18 protein-coding genes and 1 pseudogene are annotated in these 16,606 nt (G+C 57.6%); 11 read left to right on the plus strand and 8 right to left on the minus strand.

Annotated features, from left to right (window positions below; all coding sequences use genetic code 11):
* Positions 1 to 20: 20 nt before the first annotated feature.
* From bcp to DHN60_RS03410, 4 genes are all read left to right on the plus strand, one after another.
* Positions 21 to 482 (plus strand): thioredoxin-dependent thiol peroxidase, encoded by a 462-nt coding sequence (gene bcp, locus DHN60_RS03395; RefSeq protein WP_108835811.1) that lies wholly within the window; start codon positions 21 to 23, stop codon positions 480 to 482.
* Positions 482 to 1,291, plus strand: coding sequence for a ferritin-like domain-containing protein (locus tag DHN60_RS03400; protein ID WP_108835812.1), 810 nt, complete (start codon positions 482 to 484; stop codon positions 1,289 to 1,291). The genes bcp and DHN60_RS03400 overlap by 1 nt, the downstream gene beginning before the upstream one ends.
* Before the next feature lie 174 nt (positions 1,292 to 1,465).
* The gene (locus DHN60_RS03405) at positions 1,466 to 2,797 is read left to right on the plus strand and encodes a M23 family metallopeptidase (protein WP_108835813.1); all 1,332 of its coding nucleotides are present in this window, start codon (positions 1,466 to 1,468) and stop codon (positions 2,795 to 2,797) included.
* Positions 2,787 to 3,278, plus strand: a complete 492-nt coding sequence (locus DHN60_RS03410) for a polymer-forming cytoskeletal protein (protein ID WP_108835814.1) — start codon at positions 2,787 to 2,789, stop codon at positions 3,276 to 3,278. The genes DHN60_RS03405 and DHN60_RS03410 overlap by 11 nt, the downstream gene beginning before the upstream one ends.
* A 74-nt stretch (positions 3,279 to 3,352) precedes the next feature.
* Here the strand turns inward: DHN60_RS03410 and DHN60_RS03415 are convergent, their stop codons facing one another.
* Together DHN60_RS03415 and DHN60_RS03420 are read right to left on the minus strand one after the other, a co-directional pair.
* Positions 3,353 to 3,904 (minus strand): peptidylprolyl isomerase, encoded by a 552-nt coding sequence (locus DHN60_RS03415; protein WP_108835938.1) that lies wholly within the window; start codon positions 3,902 to 3,904, stop codon positions 3,353 to 3,355.
* The gene (locus DHN60_RS03420) at positions 3,897 to 4,406 is read right to left on the minus strand and encodes a peptidylprolyl isomerase (protein WP_108835815.1); all 510 of its coding nucleotides are present in this window, start codon (positions 4,404 to 4,406) and stop codon (positions 3,897 to 3,899) included. Before DHN60_RS03420 ends, DHN60_RS03415 begins: the two co-directional genes overlap by 8 nt.
* A 150-nt stretch (positions 4,407 to 4,556) precedes the next feature.
* On the opposite strand from DHN60_RS03420, the gene DHN60_RS03425 reads away from it, so the two are divergent.
* The 7 genes from DHN60_RS03425 to DHN60_RS03455 all read left to right on the plus strand — a co-directional run bounded on the left by DHN60_RS03425 (position 4,557) and on the right by DHN60_RS03455 (position 11,174).
* On the plus strand, positions 4,557 to 4,934 hold the full coding sequence (locus tag DHN60_RS03425; RefSeq protein ID WP_108835816.1) for a hypothetical protein: 378 nt from the start codon (positions 4,557 to 4,559) through the stop codon (positions 4,932 to 4,934).
* A gap of 43 nt (positions 4,935 to 4,977) precedes the next feature.
* Positions 4,978 to 6,165: a phosphoglycerate kinase gene (gene pgk / locus DHN60_RS03430; protein ID WP_108835939.1), complete on the plus strand. Its 1,188-nt coding sequence runs from the start codon at positions 4,978 to 4,980 to the stop codon at positions 6,163 to 6,165.
* Positions 6,166 to 6,212: 47 nt separating this feature from the next.
* On the plus strand, positions 6,213 to 7,001 hold the full coding sequence (locus DHN60_RS03435; RefSeq protein ID WP_108835817.1) for an SDR family oxidoreductase: 789 nt from the start codon (positions 6,213 to 6,215) through the stop codon (positions 6,999 to 7,001).
* 79 nt (positions 7,002 to 7,080) lie between these two features.
* Complete coding sequence (locus DHN60_RS03440) at positions 7,081 to 7,380, plus strand: septum formation initiator family protein (RefSeq protein WP_108835818.1); 300 nt, start codon at positions 7,081 to 7,083, stop codon at positions 7,378 to 7,380.
* A 123-nt stretch (positions 7,381 to 7,503) separates the two neighbouring features.
* Positions 7,504 to 8,493, plus strand: a complete 990-nt coding sequence (gene pdhA / locus DHN60_RS03445) for a pyruvate dehydrogenase (acetyl-transferring) E1 component subunit alpha (protein ID WP_108835819.1) — start codon at positions 7,504 to 7,506, stop codon at positions 8,491 to 8,493.
* Positions 8,494 to 8,506: 13 nt separating this feature from the next.
* Entirely contained in the window at positions 8,507 to 9,871 is a 1,365-nt protein-coding gene (locus DHN60_RS03450) for a pyruvate dehydrogenase complex E1 component subunit beta (protein ID WP_108835820.1), read from the plus strand.
* 10 nt (positions 9,872 to 9,881) lie between these two features.
* Complete coding sequence (locus DHN60_RS03455; protein ID WP_108835821.1) at positions 9,882 to 11,174, plus strand: pyruvate dehydrogenase complex dihydrolipoamide acetyltransferase; 1,293 nt, start codon at positions 9,882 to 9,884, stop codon at positions 11,172 to 11,174.
* 67 nt (positions 11,175 to 11,241) lie between these two features.
* Here DHN60_RS03455 and cysE read toward each other — a convergent pair whose 3' ends face one another.
* From cysE to fabF, 6 genes and pseudogenes are all read right to left on the minus strand, one after another.
* Positions 11,242 to 12,051 (minus strand): serine O-acetyltransferase, encoded by an 810-nt coding sequence (gene cysE, locus DHN60_RS03460; protein ID WP_108835940.1) that lies wholly within the window; start codon positions 12,049 to 12,051, stop codon positions 11,242 to 11,244.
* Positions 12,052 to 12,136: 85 nt separating this feature from the next.
* On the minus strand, positions 12,137 to 12,409 hold the full coding sequence (locus tag DHN60_RS03465) for a hypothetical protein (protein ID WP_159089098.1): 273 nt from the start codon (positions 12,407 to 12,409) through the stop codon (positions 12,137 to 12,139).
* Positions 12,410 to 12,423: 14 nt separating this feature from the next.
* Complete coding sequence (locus DHN60_RS03470) at positions 12,424 to 12,630, minus strand: hypothetical protein (RefSeq protein WP_159089099.1); 207 nt, start codon at positions 12,628 to 12,630, stop codon at positions 12,424 to 12,426.
* 4 nt (positions 12,631 to 12,634) lie between these two features.
* Positions 12,635 to 13,426: pseudogene (locus DHN60_RS03475) on the minus strand (terminase family protein); the annotation flags it as partial.
* 659 nt (positions 13,427 to 14,085) lie between these two features.
* On the minus strand, positions 14,086 to 15,252 hold the full coding sequence (gene mltG, locus DHN60_RS03485) for an endolytic transglycosylase MltG (protein WP_108835825.1): 1,167 nt from the start codon (positions 15,250 to 15,252) through the stop codon (positions 14,086 to 14,088).
* A complete protein-coding gene (gene fabF / locus DHN60_RS03490; protein ID WP_108835826.1) occupies positions 15,252 to 16,511 on the minus strand; it encodes a beta-ketoacyl-ACP synthase II in 1,260 nt (419 codons plus the stop codon). The genes mltG and fabF overlap by 1 nt, the downstream gene beginning before the upstream one ends.
* Between the last annotated feature and the right edge of the window lie 95 nt (positions 16,512 to 16,606).

The following is a 16,606-nucleotide window of genomic DNA, read 5'->3' on the forward strand; positions in this document are numbered from 1 at the left end:
GTGACGAAAAGGTCAAAATCATGCTCGATATCGCAACACCAGCCCCCGATTTCACGCTGCCGGACGGTACCGGCACCGATGTGACCCTGTCCGGCCTGCAAGGAGGTGCCGTGATTTTGTACTTTTATCCCCGCGATGACACCCCCGGATGCACAAAAGAATCCATCGCCTTTTCCGAACATTTGGCCGCGTTCGAGGCCGCTGGCGCCAAAGTGTTCGGCATCTCGAAAGACTCTGTGGCCAGCCACGCCAAGTTCGCAGCCAAGAAGGAACTGACAGTTCCACTGCTGTCTGACGAACATGGCAGCGTGTGTGAGGATTACGGCGTGTGGAAGGAAAAGAACATGTACGGCAAGAAGTACATGGGGATCGAACGCACAACATACCTGATCGATGCGAACGGTCACATCGCTATGGTCTGGCCAAAGGTCAAAGTTCCCGGTCACGCCGAGGCTGTTCTTGCCGCGGTTCAGGCCCTGTGATGCAGTCTCTTGCGCAGATGGCAGACGCAGTGCTGCGCACGGCGGACGGGCGGGAAAAGACGGCTCTGTCGCGCAAGTTGGCAGCGCAGTGGCGTGAGGCGCGCGCGACAGGTGCGCGCCCAGAAATTGGGCACGCCGATCCGCCAATGCATCCCGCGCGCCCGGCTGCCCCAGAATTGCTCAGCCCCCGTGACGTACCTCGCCGCCGCCCCGGCAGCCCCGACGGTCGCATCGCGTTGTTGCATGCGGTGGCACATATCGAACTCAACGCAGTAGACTTGCACTGGGACATTATCGCCCGGTTTACGGACGTCGCGATGCCCATCGGGTTCTATGATGATTGGGTAAAGGCGGCAGATGAGGAATCCAAGCATTTCAACTTGATGTGCGACTGCCTTGAAGCCGCAGGAAGTCACTATGGCGCCTTACCTGCCCATGCTGGCATGTGGCGAGCAGCGGAAGACACAGCCGGGGATTTTATGGGCCGATTGGCTGTTGTGCCCATGGTGTTGGAGGCTCGCGGGCTGGATGTCACTCCGGGGATGATCGAGGTGTTCCGCAAGGCCAAGGCAGATCAGGCGGTCGCGGCACTTGAGACGATCTATGCCGAGGAAGTTGCGCATGTGGCCTATGGGTCCAAATGGTTTCACTTTTTGTGTGGCCGCCACGAGATGGACCCCAAAGACGCGTTCCATGAACTGGTGCAGCGATATTTCCACAGCCCACTCAAACCTCCGTTCAACGAGGAAAAGCGGGCAGAGGCCGGACTGCCCCCTGATTTTTACTGGCCTCTGGCAGTAGCAGACTAGTTCGTATGGTCGTTTTGCACATTTTTTAAGCACTCACTCACAGTTTACCGCCAATTTTGCACAAGTAAAAAGGATGGCCCTTGCCGCATGAAGTCCACCACTTTATGCACGCGCCCTAAGACACCGGGTTGGGGGACGTGAGTGTCGCGATTGGGACGGGACAAGGAACACGTAGTGCGGACACGTATCGGCATCAAAGTGCACGGACTTCTGGAACACTATTTTCCGGAACGGCGCGTCTTCTTGAAATCCGACAACGACACACGGTTCATTCGATTGAAACCCAGCACGCAACTGTTTGCGTTTGCGGGCGGATCTTTCGTTATTGCATGGGCAATCGTTGCGACCGCGATCCTGCTGATGGACAGCATTGGGGCTGGAAACTTTCGGGAACAAGCCAAACGCGATCAACGCACCTATCAGGCGCGCCTGAACGACCTGTCCGGACAGCGCGATAGCCGTGCCGAAGAAGCGCTGGCTGCTCAGGAACGGTTCAACGCCGCTTTGTCACAGATTTCCGTGATGCAGACCGAACTGCTGGCCTCTGAAACACGTCGCCGTGAGTTGGAAACAGGGATCGAGGTTATTCAGGCCACCCTGCGCGACACTATGCAAGCCCGGGAAGAGGCACGGACGCAACTTGCCGCCCTTGAAACACAACTTGAATCTGGTGGCGCGGTGAGCCCGCTGGTGGCGGGTGGCGCAAATGCGCCGATGGATTTCGTGGCAGACGCGCTGGCGAAAACGGCGGCAGAGCGTGATCAGGTTGTCGAAGATGCACAGGAAGCGCTGCTGGCGGCCGATGAAATGGCGACTGAAATCGCGCTGATGCAGGAACAAAACGACCAGATTTTCCGCCAGCTTGAAGAAGCGATGACCGTATCGGTGGCCCCGCTGGACAAGATGTTCCGGGCCGCAGGAATGCCAACTGAGCGCATTATCGAACAGGTGCGTCAGGGCTATTCCGGTCAGGGCGGGCCCCTTACACCGCTCAGCTTTTCCACCAGCGGAGAAGAACCCAGCCCAGACACAATGCGCGCAAATCGGCTTCTAAATCAGATGGATACGCTCAATCTGTACAGGATCGCTGCACAAAAAGCGCCCTTTGCAACACCTGTAAAGTCGTCCTTTCGCTTTACGTCGTCATTCGGGTTCCGACGTGATCCCAAGACTGGTGGGCGGCGCATGCACAATGGAGTGGATTTTGCCTCATCACTTGGCACGCCACTATACGCGACAGCGGATGGTGTCGTGACCCACGCGGGGTGGCTCGGGGGGTTTGGACGGCTTGTAAAAATTCAGCACGAGTTCGGAATCGAGACCCGTTACGCGCACCTGTCGCGACTTAATGTTAAAGTTGGTCAAAGGGTCTCGCGCGGGGATAGAATTGGTGATATGGGAGCATCTGGACGGGTGACAGGCGTGCATTTGCACTATGAGGTGCGCGTTGGCGGCAAGGCCGTAAACCCGATGATCTATATCAAGGCAGCGAACGATGTTTTCTAAAAGCAAAATCAACGAACCTGGTCCAAGTGCGGACGCAAGCAAACCTGCAACTCCGGCGAGCCCTGCCCCTGCGGCACCTAAGGCAAGCGAATTCAAGGCAAGTGCCCCCAAGGCCAAGCCTCCTGCTTCGCTTTTGTCAGCAGACCTGCACATCACAGGCAACATGAAAACCACCGGCGACATCAACGTCGAAGGCACGGTCGAAGGGGACATCCGCGCCCACTTGCTGACAATCGGTGAATCCGCAACGATCAAAGGCGAAGTCATCGCAGATGATGTTGTCGTGAATGGCCGCGTCGTCGGCCGCGTGCGTGGCCTCAAAGTCCGCCTGACATCGACCGCACGGGTCGAAGGCGACATCATTCACAAGACAATCGCCATCGAATCCGGCGCCCATTTCGAGGGCTCGGTTCAGCGTCAGGACGATCCGCTGAATTCCGGCGGCAAGGGTGCTGTTGCACCAGCGGCCAAAGCCGAATAGTCCAACCGGTCAACCCATAAAAAAAGGGCGCTGCATTTGCCATGCAGCGCCCTTTTTGTTGCCCTGTCAGAGGATTAGTCTGTCACGCTGACGTTGGTCATCATATCGGGCGCACCTTCAATTGCACCTGACTGCCGGTCCCCGCGCTTGATCGCATCCAGCACGTCCAAGCCAGAGGTCACCTGCCCCACCACCGTGTATTGCCCGTCCAGAAACGGGCCCGGTGCAAACATGATGAAGAACTGGCTGTTGGCCGAGTTCGGATCGCTGCTGCGCGCCATGCCGACAACGCCACGGTCAAACGTGATCTCGGAGAACTCGGCACTCAGGTTGCCCATGTCCGATCCACCCCGCCCAGCCTGACGCGCATCATACCCATCGATTTGCCCAAACTTCACATCGCCAGTTTGCGCCATGAACCCGTCAATCACCCGGTGAAAGACGACGCCGTCATACTTCCCCGACTCAGCCAATGTCGTAATGCGCTCAACATGGCCGGGGGCCACGTCCTCGAACAGATCGACAGAGATCACGCCGTTGGCCTCGCCCGTCACCGTTATATCGATGCCGGTGGCCAACGCCGGTGAGGCAACCATCAGAGCGAGCAGAGCCGTAGTCTTACGCAACATCGGCGGCCACCTTGACGCTGATCATCCGATCGGGTTCGGCAGGTGGCTCGCCCCGCGCGATCGCGTCCACATGTTCCATACCTTCGATCACCTGACCGTAGACAGTGTATTGACCGTTGAGGAAGTCGTTGTCTTTGAAGTTGATAAAGAACTGGCTGTTGGCACTGTCCGGGTTCGACGAGCGTGCCGCACCCAAAGACCCACGCGCATGGGGGATCTTGGAGAATTCGGCAGGCACGTCCGGCTTGTCCGACCCACCTGTTCCGGCCATGCGGATGTTAAACCCGTCTTCCATGTCGCCGTGCTGCACATCGCCAGTTTGCGCCATGAATCCGTCGATCACGCGGTGAAAGGCGACGTTGTCATACTCGCCTGCGCGCGCCAGCTCTTTCATACGTTCGGTATGTTGTGGGGCCACGTCCGGCATAAGCGCGATGGTGACGGTGCCACCCTTGAGTTCCACAAGGATCGTGTTTTCGGGGTCTTTGATTTCGGCCATGTCGGCGCTCCTGTATTTGTGTTTGGGCGGACCCTATTACGGTTGAAGCATAGTGAAAAGGGTGACGCGGTCTTTCCTTTATACGGTCCCAGAAATGTCGAGATTTAGCCGTATCAGCGTCCTTGCCACTGTGAACAGAAAGCTGCCAACATGTTCCAATATTCCGGCTTTGAACTGCTGTTGTTTTGCGCCGCATTACAAATCGTCGGCGCGCTTTTGGGCGCGTTCCAAGGGGCGATGAAGGCCCACATCGCGCATGTCGGTCGCGACCATCGCCCTGCGATGTTCAAGCGTCACAGTGCTGCCCTGGCGACTATGAGAATTAGGATCGCAGGCGGGATTGCAGGTGCACTATCGGCGCTGACCCTTCTAGGATTTGCTGGAATGCAAACGGCGGTCTTAAGCCTGCTCTTCATCGCAAATTCGGTTCTGCCAATTTTGGGCTGCGTGTTGTTCATGCTTCCGGCTTGGGCGTTTTTCTCTGGATTTGTCGCCCACAGCATGCAGCCGGTTGACGCCGCCGCCTAACTTGGGGTCATAACGTTCCTGCATGAGCAATGGAGCGGGACTGATGGGCTGGAATACACTGGACGATATTGATCTGAAGAATAAACGCGTGCTGACGCGTGTGGACATCAACGTCCCTGTCGAAGACGGCCAGGTCACTGACGCCACCCGGATCGAACGGATTGCCCCCACCATTGCCGACATCCGCGCCAAGGGGGGCAGCCCGGTGCTTCTGGCCCATTTTGGACGGCCCAAGGGGCAATACGTGCCCGAGATGTCGCTTAAACCGTTGGTCCCTGCCCTTGAAGACGCCTTTGGCTGTTCGGTGGTGTTTGTGGAACGTCCATCCCGAGACTTTATCGACGCCCAAGCCAGTGATGCAGTGATTATGGTCGAGAACACGCGCTTTTCGTCTATGGAAGAGGCCAATGATCCGCAAATGGCACAGTTCCTCGCCACTCTTGGCGATGTGTTCTGCAACGACGCATTTTCGGCCGCACATCGTGCACATGCATCAACGACAGGTGTTGCGCATCTGCTGCCCAACTGTGCAGGCCGTCTGATGCAGGCCGAACTACAAGCATTGGAGGCCGCACTTTCCGCGCCCAAGCGCCCGGTCGGCGCCGTTGTGGGTGGGGCCAAAGTATCGACCAAGCTCGATTTGCTGGAAAACCTTGTCAAAAAGATCGACGTGCTCGTGATTGGCGGGGGCATGGCCAATACGTTCCTGGCCGCCCAAGGCGCTGATTTGGGCGCTTCGCTGCAAGAGGCGGACCTGCACAGCACCGCGCGCGATATCATGGCGGCGGCAGCAGACGCAGGTTGCACTGTCATCCTGCCCGTTGATGGGCGCGTGGCGCGTGAATTTGCGGCCCATGCGGCCCATGAAGTGGTGACATTGAACGCCGACACGTCTCTTGAAGCCGATCAGATGGTCTTGGATGCCGGGGACGCATCAGCGGCACAAATCGCCCAAACCTTTGGCACGCTCAAAACCTTGATCTGGAATGGTCCCCTTGGCGCATTTGAAATTCCGCCCTTTGACACGGCGACGGTGGCGGCAGCGCGCGCAGCGGCCGATCTGACCAATTCAGGCGACCTTGTCACTGTCGCGGGCGGCGGGGACACTGTTGCGGCTCTCAATCAGGCAGGAGTTGCTGAAAGTTTCACCTATATCTCTACCGCCGGGGGGGCATTTTTGGAGTGGATGGAGGGCAAGGAGTTGCCTGGTGTCGCAGCCTTGATGCAATAATATAGTCGGCGCGCGACGTCGCACAAAACCAAGTAGCGGCTTACAAGATGGCGGGTTGGACGCTGATCACCGGTGCATCGGAAGGTTTAGGTGTGGAATTCGCCCACATCGCCGCTAGGGAAAATCGCAACGTGATCCTCGCCGCCCGGTCCAAGGATAAGTTGGAAAAAGTGGCCAGCGACCTGCGCGAATTGGGCGTCAAAGCCGTGGTGATCCCCGCAGATTTGTCCAACATGACCGAGGTGGACCGCCTGTGGTCCGATGCGACTGACGGGCGCAACGTCGATGTGCTGGTGAACAACGCCGGGCTCGCCTTCAACGGCGCCTTTGCGGATGCCGAAGGATGGGAGCGTGAGACAAGTTCGATCAACGTCAACATGCTTGCCCTGACACGCCTTATGAAACTGGCAATCCCACATATGAAACAGCTGGAGAAAGGCCGCATCCTGAATGTCGCCTCTATCGCTGGTTTTGCGCCCGGTCCCGGCATGGCGGTCTACTGCGCGACAAAAGCATATGTTTTGTCTCTCTCCGAAGCGGTGGGCAATGAATTGAAGGGTACGAATGTGACTGTGACTGCCCTTTGCCCGGGCACGACAGCCACCAACTTTTTTGAAGATGCCAAGATGGCAGACGCCACGCTCCTCAAAATCGCCAAGCCTATGGACGCCAAAATTGTTGCTGAATTGGGCTGGCTTCAGTCCGCTATCGGCAAGCCCGTGGTGGTGCCCGGCGCCATGAACAAGGTTTTCTCTTTTCTGCCGCGTATTGTGCCGCGCCGCCTGACAACGCTGGTGAATGGCAAAATAATGAATGATCACTGGGGCCTAGAGTAAGAAAAGGGATTCACAGACCGATTCGCATGTGCCATAGTGTCCAAAGCCGTCCTTGAGAGACGGGACAAAGGTTACAGGCATGACCCGCACAGCACGCCCCGCATTGGGCACAGTCATTTTTTTTGCAGTCGCATTTGCGCTAGGCATTTATTTCACCTTTGCTGCGGTACAGGGCGACTACGGTCTGTTTCGGCGTGCAGAAATTGATGCAGAGGCGCGCGACTTGTCAGCCCAGTTGATGGCCGTGCAGTTCGAAGTTGCCGAGATGGAAAATCTGACGCAACGCTTGTCCGATGACTATCTCGATCTAGACCTGCTCGACGAACAAGCCCGCAATGTTCTGGGTATGCTGCGCAGCGATGAAATCGTCATTCGCTAAATATAATTAAGATCAAGAGCTTACCACTAAGCTGCCCCTGCGGCACATTCGCACTCGCCCCCGCGCTCCGAATCCTGTAATAGATAGTTTAACGCTAAACTATATCTGTTGTGGAGGATGCCGATGGCCGCGCGCAAAGCCAGAACCAAACCGAATGTGTCTGCGGAGGAGTTGAAAGCCTACTACAAAGACATGCTTTTGATCCGCCGGTTTGAAGAAAAAGCCGGTCAGTTGTACGGCATGGGCCTAATTGGCGGCTTTTGCCACCTCTACATCGGGCAAGAGGCCGTTGTTGTTGGCCTCGAGGCCGCGGCCAAAGAAGGCGACAAGCGCATCACTTCCTACCGTGATCACGGCCACATGTTGGCCTGCGGCATGGACCCTAACGGCGTGATGGCCGAATTGACGGGCCGCGAGGGCGGGTATTCCAAAGGCAAAGGCGGCTCCATGCACATGTTCTCGAAAGAGAAGCATTTCTATGGTGGTCACGGTATCGTTGCCGCGCAGGTGCCACTTGGGGCCGGTCTGGCCTTTTCCGACATGTACAAAGGCAACGACAATGTGACTTTCACCTATTTTGGTGACGGTGCTGCGAACCAGGGTCAGGTTTACGAGGCCTACAACATGGCTGAACTGTGGATGCTGCCTGTGGTTTTTGTCATTGAAAACAACCAATACGCCATGGGTACCTCGACCAAACGATCGACCAAATCGCCCAGCTATTGGGAACGTGGGGCCGCGTACGGCATTCCGGGCGAAGAGGTTGACGGAATGGACGTACTGGCCGTCAAGGCCGCCGGTCAGAAGGCGGTCGAGCACTGCCGCGCAGGCAAAGGCCCATATATTCTGGAAATAAAGACCTACCGTTATCGCGGCCACTCGATGTCCGACCCGGCCAAGTATCGCACCCGCGAAGAGGTTCAAAAGATGCGTGATGAGCGTGACCCCATTGAAGCCGTGCGGTCCATGCTGCTGACCGGCAAGCACGCCACCGAAGATGACCTAAAGGCCATCGATAAACAGATCAAAGACGTCGTGAACGCCAGCGCCGAGTTCGCCAAGGAAAGCCCTGAACCGGCCCTCGACGAGCTTTGGACAGATATCTACGCGTAAAGGAGAGACGACAATGGCAACCGAAATTCTCATGCCCGCCCTCTCTCCGACCATGGAAGAAGGCACATTGGCCAAATGGCTCGTCAAGGAAGGCGACACTGTCTCGTCTGGCGACATCATGGCCGAAATTGAAACCGACAAGGCCACGATGGAATTCGAGGCTGTCGATGAGGGGATCATCGGCAAGATCCTGATCGAGGAAGGCACCGAAGGCGTAAAAGTGAACACCGCCATCGCGATCCTGATCGAAGAAGGGGAAAGCGTCGATGATGTCGCCAGCGCCACTGCCCCGGCGGCGGCTGCTGAAGCGGCCCCGGCCGCCGCTGCACCAGCGGCCTCTACAGCCCCCGCTGCGCCTTCTGTCGACACCAGCCCCGACTGGCCCGAAGGCACGCCAATGAAGCAGCAAACCGTCCGCGAAGCTTTGCGCGACGGCATGGCCGAAGAAATGCGCAGCGACGACAACGTGTTTCTGATGGGCGAAGAGGTTGCCGAATACCAAGGCGCCTACAAGATTTCGCAGGGCATGCTGGACGAATTCGGCCCCAAACGCGTGATGGACACGCCAATCACCGAACACGGCTTTGCTGGGATCGGTGTCGGTGCGGCCTTTGGCGGGCTCAAGCCTATCGTCGAGTTCATGACTTTCAACTTTGCCATGCAAGCGATCGACCACATTATCAACTCTGCGGCCAAGACGCTGTATATGTCTGGTGGTCAGATGGGCGCGCCCATGGTTTTCCGCGGCCCCAACGGCGCTGCGGCACGCGTCGGTGCCCAGCACTCGCAGGATTATGCGGCGTGGTACATGCAGATTCCAGGTCTGAAGGTCGTGATGCCCTATTCGGCCTCCGACTATAAAGGACTGATGAAAACGGCGATCCGCGATCCCAACCCTATCATCTTCCTTGAGAACGAAATTCTCTATGGCCGCACCTTTGATGTGCCTGACATGGACGACTACACCGTACCGTTCGGCAAGGCGCGCATCTGGCGTGAAGGCGATGATTGCACGATCGTTTCCTTTGGCATCGGCATGCAATACGCATTGGCCGCAGCCGAAAAGCTGGCCGAAGAAGGGATCAATTGTGATGTCATCGATCTGCGTACACTGCGCCCGATGGACACCGGCGCGATCCTGAATTCCGTCATGAAAACAAATCGCTGTATCACTGTAGAAGAAGGTTGGCCGCAAGGCTCAGTCGGCAACTACATCAGTTCAGTCATCATGCAGGAAGCGTTTGACTACCTCGACGCACCGGTGATCAACTGTACCGGCAAGGACGTTCCAATGCCCTACGCCGCGAACCTCGAAAAACACGCGCTGTTGACGACCGACGAAGTGATCGCCGCCGTCAAACAAGTCACTTACCGCTAAGGAGCCGGAGATGCCTACAGAAATTCTCATGCCCGCCCTGTCACCCACGATGGAGGAAGGCACGCTTGCGAAGTGGCTGGTCAAAGAAGGGGATACGGTTGCCTCCGGTGATCTTCTGGCCGAGATTGAAACCGACAAGGCCACGATGGAATTCGAGGCCGTGGACGAAGGGGTAGTTGGCAAGATCCTTGTCGCAGAGGGCACCGAAGGCGTGAAGGTCAACACCGCCATCGCTGTGCTGCTTGAGGACGGGGAAAGTGCGGACGATATTGGCTCCGCTCCCGCTGCGGCACATGCGGCAGCACCAGAGCCTGCAAGCCAACCCGAGGCCACGAGTGCGCCCGCTGCAACACCTGTTCCGGCAGCGCCCGCGTCGGCTGATGGGGCTCGTGTGTTCGCGTCGCCGCTTGCCCGACGGATTGCTGGGCAAAAAGGTTTGGACCTTAGCGCGATCAAGGGTTCAGGTCCACATGGCCGCATTGTCAAAGCAGACGTCGAAAACACCGCAGCCGCACCCGCCACCAAATCGGCCGCACCAAGCGCGGATGCACCTACAGCCGCCGCACCGACAGGTCCATCCAGCGACGCTATTGCGCGGATGTATGAGGGCCGAGAGTACGAGGAAGTCAAACTCGACGGAATGCGTAAAACCATCGCCGTACGCCTGACAGAAGCCAAACAAACGGTACCACATTTCTACCTGCGCCGGGATATTCAGCTCGACGCTCTCCTTGAATTCCGCGGCACCCTGAACGGCCAGCTCGCAGATCGCGGTGTAAAGCTGTCGGTCAATGATTTCATCATCAAGGCGTGTGCGATTGCGCTGCAACAGGTGCCGGATGCCAATGCTGTATGGGCCGGTGACCGGATGCTGAAGCTGACTCCGTCAGACGTGGCCGTTGCAGTCGCGATAGAGGGCGGGCTGTTCACGCCTGTGCTGCAAGACGCCCATCAAAAGTCGCTGTCGGCCCTCTCTGCAGAGATGAAAGACTTGGCAACTCGCGCGCGCGATCGCAAGCTCGCGCCTCACGAATACCAAGGCGGCAGTTTTGCTATCTCCAACCTCGGTATGTTCGGCATCGACAACTTCGATGCGGTGATCAACCCACCGCACGGTGCGATCCTCGCTGTAGGCGCCGGGGTAAAGAAACCGGTTGTTGGGAAGGATGGCGAGCTTGGCGTTGCGACAGTTATGTCCGTGACACTGTCTGTCGATCACCGCGTGATTGATGGGGCACTGGGTGCCCAGTTGCTCAATGCGATCAAGGAAAACCTTGAAAACCCGCTGGCAATGTTGGCGTAATCAGCCACCAAAAACGTAAAAAAGGCCGGAGCGATTGCTCCGGCCTTTCTGTTTTAGATCACTAAAACTACTGATCCTTGCCCAGCATATGGTTCATGGACACCGCAGGCTGATCACATCCCGCCTCGCCCACAATCCGTGCCGGTATACCAGCAACCGTTTTACAGGGTGGGACTTCCTCAAGAACGACGGATCCGGCGGCGATTCGACTGCAATTGCCCACCCGGATGTTTCCAAGAACCTTGGCCCCTGCCCCAATCAGAACGCCGTCGCCAATCTTTGGATGGCGGTCTTCTTCTTCCTTGCCTGTCCCGCCAAGCGTTACGGAATGCAGCATAGAGACATCGTTTCCCACCACCGCCGTCTCACCGATGACAATAGAATGGGCGTGATCAATCATGATCCCTTTCCCAATGGACGCCGCCGGGTGAATGTCCACTCCGAAAATCTCCGACACCCGCATCTGGAAGAAATAAGCGAGGTCCTGATGCCCCTCCGTCCAAAGGAAATGGCCAACCCGATAAGCTTGGATGGCCTGATAGCCTTTAAAGTACAGAATGGGCTGTACCAACCGGTGACACGCCGGATCACGCTCATAGACAGCTACCAAATCGGACCGGGCGGCATCGACCAACTCCGGAGACTTTTGATACGCCTCTTCCACAATTTCACGCACCACCACCATCGACATCTCGTTTGACGCCAGCTTTGCCGCGATGCGGTAAGATAACGCCTTTTCGATGGATTTGTGATGCAGAATACAAGCATGGACGAACCCACCGATCAGCGGTTCTTCCACAACCGCCTGACGAGCTTCATCATTTATTTGCTCCCACAGGGGATCAATCGCAGTAATATTTGTTTTGAGATAAGCCATGACCCATCCTTTCGAGTGCTGCATACCCTAGATAAGACGTTTTTTCCAAACGCAAACCTGTGATGCACACCATCTAAAGACGCGATCAATGGTGAGAGCCATGTTCGACCAACTCCTGTAAAACCAAAATGAGGGCCTTGGCGAAGTCGGGAGTGCATGTCGGCGGCTCGGCACTCATACCTGCACCACGGGCCGCTCCTGCCAGCGTACCGTCCCCAAATTGAGCATGTCGCACCCCGGTGCTCTCTCTAAATCGGTCAGCGACACAGGCGTTACGCACCAATGCGCCCGCCATGTATGCCCGCGATTCCGGAGCAACCGCCAAAAGGGCGCGCCCCGCACAAAAAAGATCGGCCATGACCACCGGGCGCATTAGGGGTCTACCGTCAGGTTAGCAAATACCCCAATACCATAACGCGCCGAATTCTGAGCCACCGCAATTTCAAATGGGCCTGCCATGCCATCCGCCAAACGATCTGCGTCACTGTACATCCAGCTTGGCGCAGTCACGGTTTCTTCCCGAATGACGCCACCGTCCTGCAAGACCCGCACGGTGTAACTCTCTGTGTCTTCAGCCAACGGCACCCTGCATCTGCGCACCCACTACAACAATCCCGCACTCATCGGCAGACTTTCCACTGGTGATTGCCGGGTCCACCCCAACAACAATACGGTCGAACTCGGCAGGCGCCTTACGATGACAAAGCTCCAACATCTCACCAGTCCAGAGCGCACCCTCAGCATCGCTCAACAACACACCGTCCAATTCCTGACGGCCCAGTCGCGTCCCGGCATATCGGGCCCTGACCTCTTCCAGAAACGACCCTGCCAGATTGGCAGCGTTGGCCTCGGTCGGGGCGTGAGTGGTAACGGTCGAAGGCAACTGAAGCAGCATTTTCAGCGCGCCTATATTGCGCGGCGTCGTCGTCACACAAACCTGCGGTTTCTCACCTAGACGCAAAGCGAACTGCAACATGTCCCACGTGTCTTGCGCCTTCTTCCACTTGGCCATCTCATCGACCCAAGCAGCATCAAACTGCGGCCCCCGCAATCCCTCCGGGTCAAAAGCGGTATGTACGCTCGCCACAGCACCGTTCGGCCAGATCAAGCGTTTGCGGCTCGCCTCCCATTTCGGACGGCGATCGGGCGGTGAACAGGCCAGAATGCCGCTTTCACCAAAAATCATAACTTCGCGCACCTGCTCGATGGTTTCGCCAACCAAGGCCACGCGGCGCGCGCGCCCTTTGTCAAACGGGGTCGCCCCTTCGACCTGAGATCGCACCCATTCGGCACCTGCGCGCGTCTTGCCCGCCCCGCGTCCCCCCATGATCACCCAAGTGCGCCAGTCGCCCTCAGGAGGCAATTGATGTGGCATCGCCCAGAACTCGAACAAAAAAGGGAGGGCGCACAAGGCGCCCTCTCCCAACTCACTCAGAAACGCGTCCTGCGCTTGCACAGGTACGGAGGCGAGCAAGCGCGCACCGTACCTCAACTCCGGCAGCGTCAAGGTCCAAGGCATATCCGCCTTGGGCAATGCGACTGCGTTTTTGTCTGACTTCTGCAAGCGTCGTCTCCAATCTTTGGCAACTCACAAGCACAGTGTTCAAATCCGTTCCTTTGGATTTGAGCTCAGTACCGCTGACGTCCTCCCCCGCTTCGACCCTTTCTTTGAGGGCCCTGAACTCACGACGAAGATCGCCGAGTGAGTTGTGCACGTCGAGCAGCAGCTCGTCCGTGCGAGCTTCTTCAAGCCCCGGGGTGATAAGTGTCATATGTGCAAAACCTCTCATGCGTTGGGTATCCCCCGCACGAGCAAAATGAAAAAGCGGCCCCGGATCACTCCGACGGCCGCTTACCCACTTTTCCTACCTTGCCACAAGTTATACGTGTGACCGTGCGCAGAGTCAAGGAAAATCCGGTTCCCATCAACGGACGCACCGTGCGCTCCAGTTAACAAAACCTTTATTTATCAGAACCCTGAGCGACTACCGCCTTGATAACGCGACACAACCCTAAAGTGTGTTACACCTCTACTCAGCCGCCATCGCTCTGCGACGCTCGCTCCGCTTCGATCTCACGCCAGCGGGCCACATTGCGATTGTGCTCGTCCAACGTCTCGGCAAAGGCATGGCCGCCGGTTCCATCCGCGACAAAGAAGACATAAGGCGTATCAGCCGGTTGAGCGGCAGCCATCAGGCTGGCCCGACCCGGATTTGCAATCGGCGTCGGCGGCAAACCTTCGATCACGTAGGTGTTCCAAGGGGTCACCGCACGCAGTTCGGAACGGCGCAATCCGCGGCCCAACACGCCCTGCCCTTTGGTGATGCCGTAAATCACCGTCGGGTCTGTCTGCAGCCGCATGCCACGATTCAGACGGTTGACAAAAACAGAGGATACTTGCGGCCTTTCGTCAGCCACCCCGGTTTCCTTTTCGATGATCGACGCAAGTGTCAGCAACTCTTCAGGGCTGTTCAAAGGCAGATCAGGATCACGCGCTTCCCAGGCGGCGGAGACCCACAATTCCTGCTGTTCGGCCATCTGCGCCAAAACGTCGGCCCGCTCATCCCCCTTACGGACCTCATAGCTGTCAGGAGCCAACGCCCCTTCCGGCGGGATCTCCTCGACAGCGCCCCGCAAAACGTCCATGCCACGCAACGCAGTCACGATCTGCCAGCTGGTGACCCCTTCGGCCAACGCAATGCGATACCGGGTGTCCTGCGCGTCTCTCACTTCAGAATAAAGCGGAGGCGCCTCATCAACACCGGGCTCAAATTCAACGCGCTCGACAAATCGGTTGGTGGTCGGATCCAATTCACGCACCAGCGCGCTCAATCGATTGACCCCAATGCGATAGACGACCTCGGTACCGCAGGTGCTCGCCCCGCCGCGCGTGACCACATCTACGATCTCTTCCATTGAGGCACCGGGTTCAACCAAAAAGCTGCCGGCCTTCAACTCGCCTGACTTGCCAGCATAATCAGCGCCCATCCGAAAAATCGACGCGCTTGAAACAGCCCCTTCGGCCGCCAAATCCTCGCTCACGCGTAGAAAGTTCGACCCGCGATCCACCTGCACACAAATCGCATCAGCAAGTGGCCCCGGCCCTTCATACTGGCCCCGGCCCCACAAGATCAGGCCACCAAGCACAAACAGGGCGACAATCAATAAGGTCAACGCGTTAGACGCGATGGATCGCCACATTAGCTGACTTTCCCAAAGATCACGCTGGCATTCGTGCCACCAAAGCCAAAACTGTTGGAGAGGGCATAGTTTACCGTCCGCTCACGCTTGGCGTTGGGCGCCAGATCAATGGGCGTTTCCACAGCGGGGTTGTCGAGGTTGATAGTCGGTGGGCAAACCTGATCACGGATCGCAAGAATGGAGAATATTGCCTCAATCGCGCCAGCAGCTCCCAGCAAGTGTCCCGTAGCCGATTTGGTCGAGGACATGGTGACATTGCCCGCATGATCTCCAAGCATCCGCTGCACGGCACCCAATTCGATGGTATCCGCCATGGTCGAAGTGCCGTGAGCGTTGATATAGTCGATGTCCGATGGCTCTAGACCCGCATTGCGCAGCGCTGCGCGCATAGACCGCTCACCGCCCTCACCATCTTCGGACGGGGCCGTGATGTGATAGGCATCGCCCGACAGGCCATAGCCGCAAACCTCGGCATAAATTTTCGCACCACGGGCCACCGCGTGCTCGTATTCTTCCAGCACCACAATGCCCGCACCCTCGCCCATGACAAACCCATCCCGGTCTGCATCATAGGGGCGGCTGGCCTTGGTCGGCTCATCGCCTCGTTTGGTAGACAGGGCCTTACAGGCGTTAAAACCCGCGATCCCGATTTTACAGATCGCCGCCTCGGCACCACCAGCAACCATGACATCTGCATCACCCAGCATGATCAGGCGGGCCGCGTCACCTATGGCATGAGCACCTGTGGAACATGCGGTGACCACCGAATGGTTCGGTCCCTTGAACTGATAACGGATACTGACCTGACCGGAAATCAGGTTGATCAGCGCCCCGGGTACAAAGAACGGGCTGACGCGTCGCGGGCCCTTCTCTTCCATCATAACGGCGGTGTTGGCGATAGAATTCAGTCCACCAATACCGGAACCAATCAGGACGCCCGTGCGCTCGCGATCTTCACGCCCTTCTGGCATCCAACCGGAATCCTCAACCGCTTGCTGCGCAGCGGCCATGCCATAGAGAATAAAGGTATCGACCTTGCGCTGTTCCTTCGGCGCCATATAGGCATCGCCATTGAAGGTGCCGTCAGAGCCGTCACCAAGTGGGACTTCGCAGGCATACGTGGTGGCCAGTCCCTCGGGGTCAAACCCGGTAATGGGCCCAGCGCCCGACTGTCCATCAAGAATCCGAGACCAAGAGGCGTCAACCCCATCCGCCAACGGCGTCACCAACCCCAACCCTGTCACCACTACTCTGCGCATGGTCTGCCCTCTCACTTGCCTTTTGGCCTCATACCGCGCCGCACGGTCCGTGTACAAGCCCCCGGCCAAGCGAGACCTTGCCCCTGCAAAGGTGG

It is taken from the genome of Tateyamaria sp. Alg231-49, assembly GCF_900143535.1.
Lineage (GTDB): Bacteria > Pseudomonadota > Alphaproteobacteria > Rhodobacterales > Rhodobacteraceae > Tateyamaria.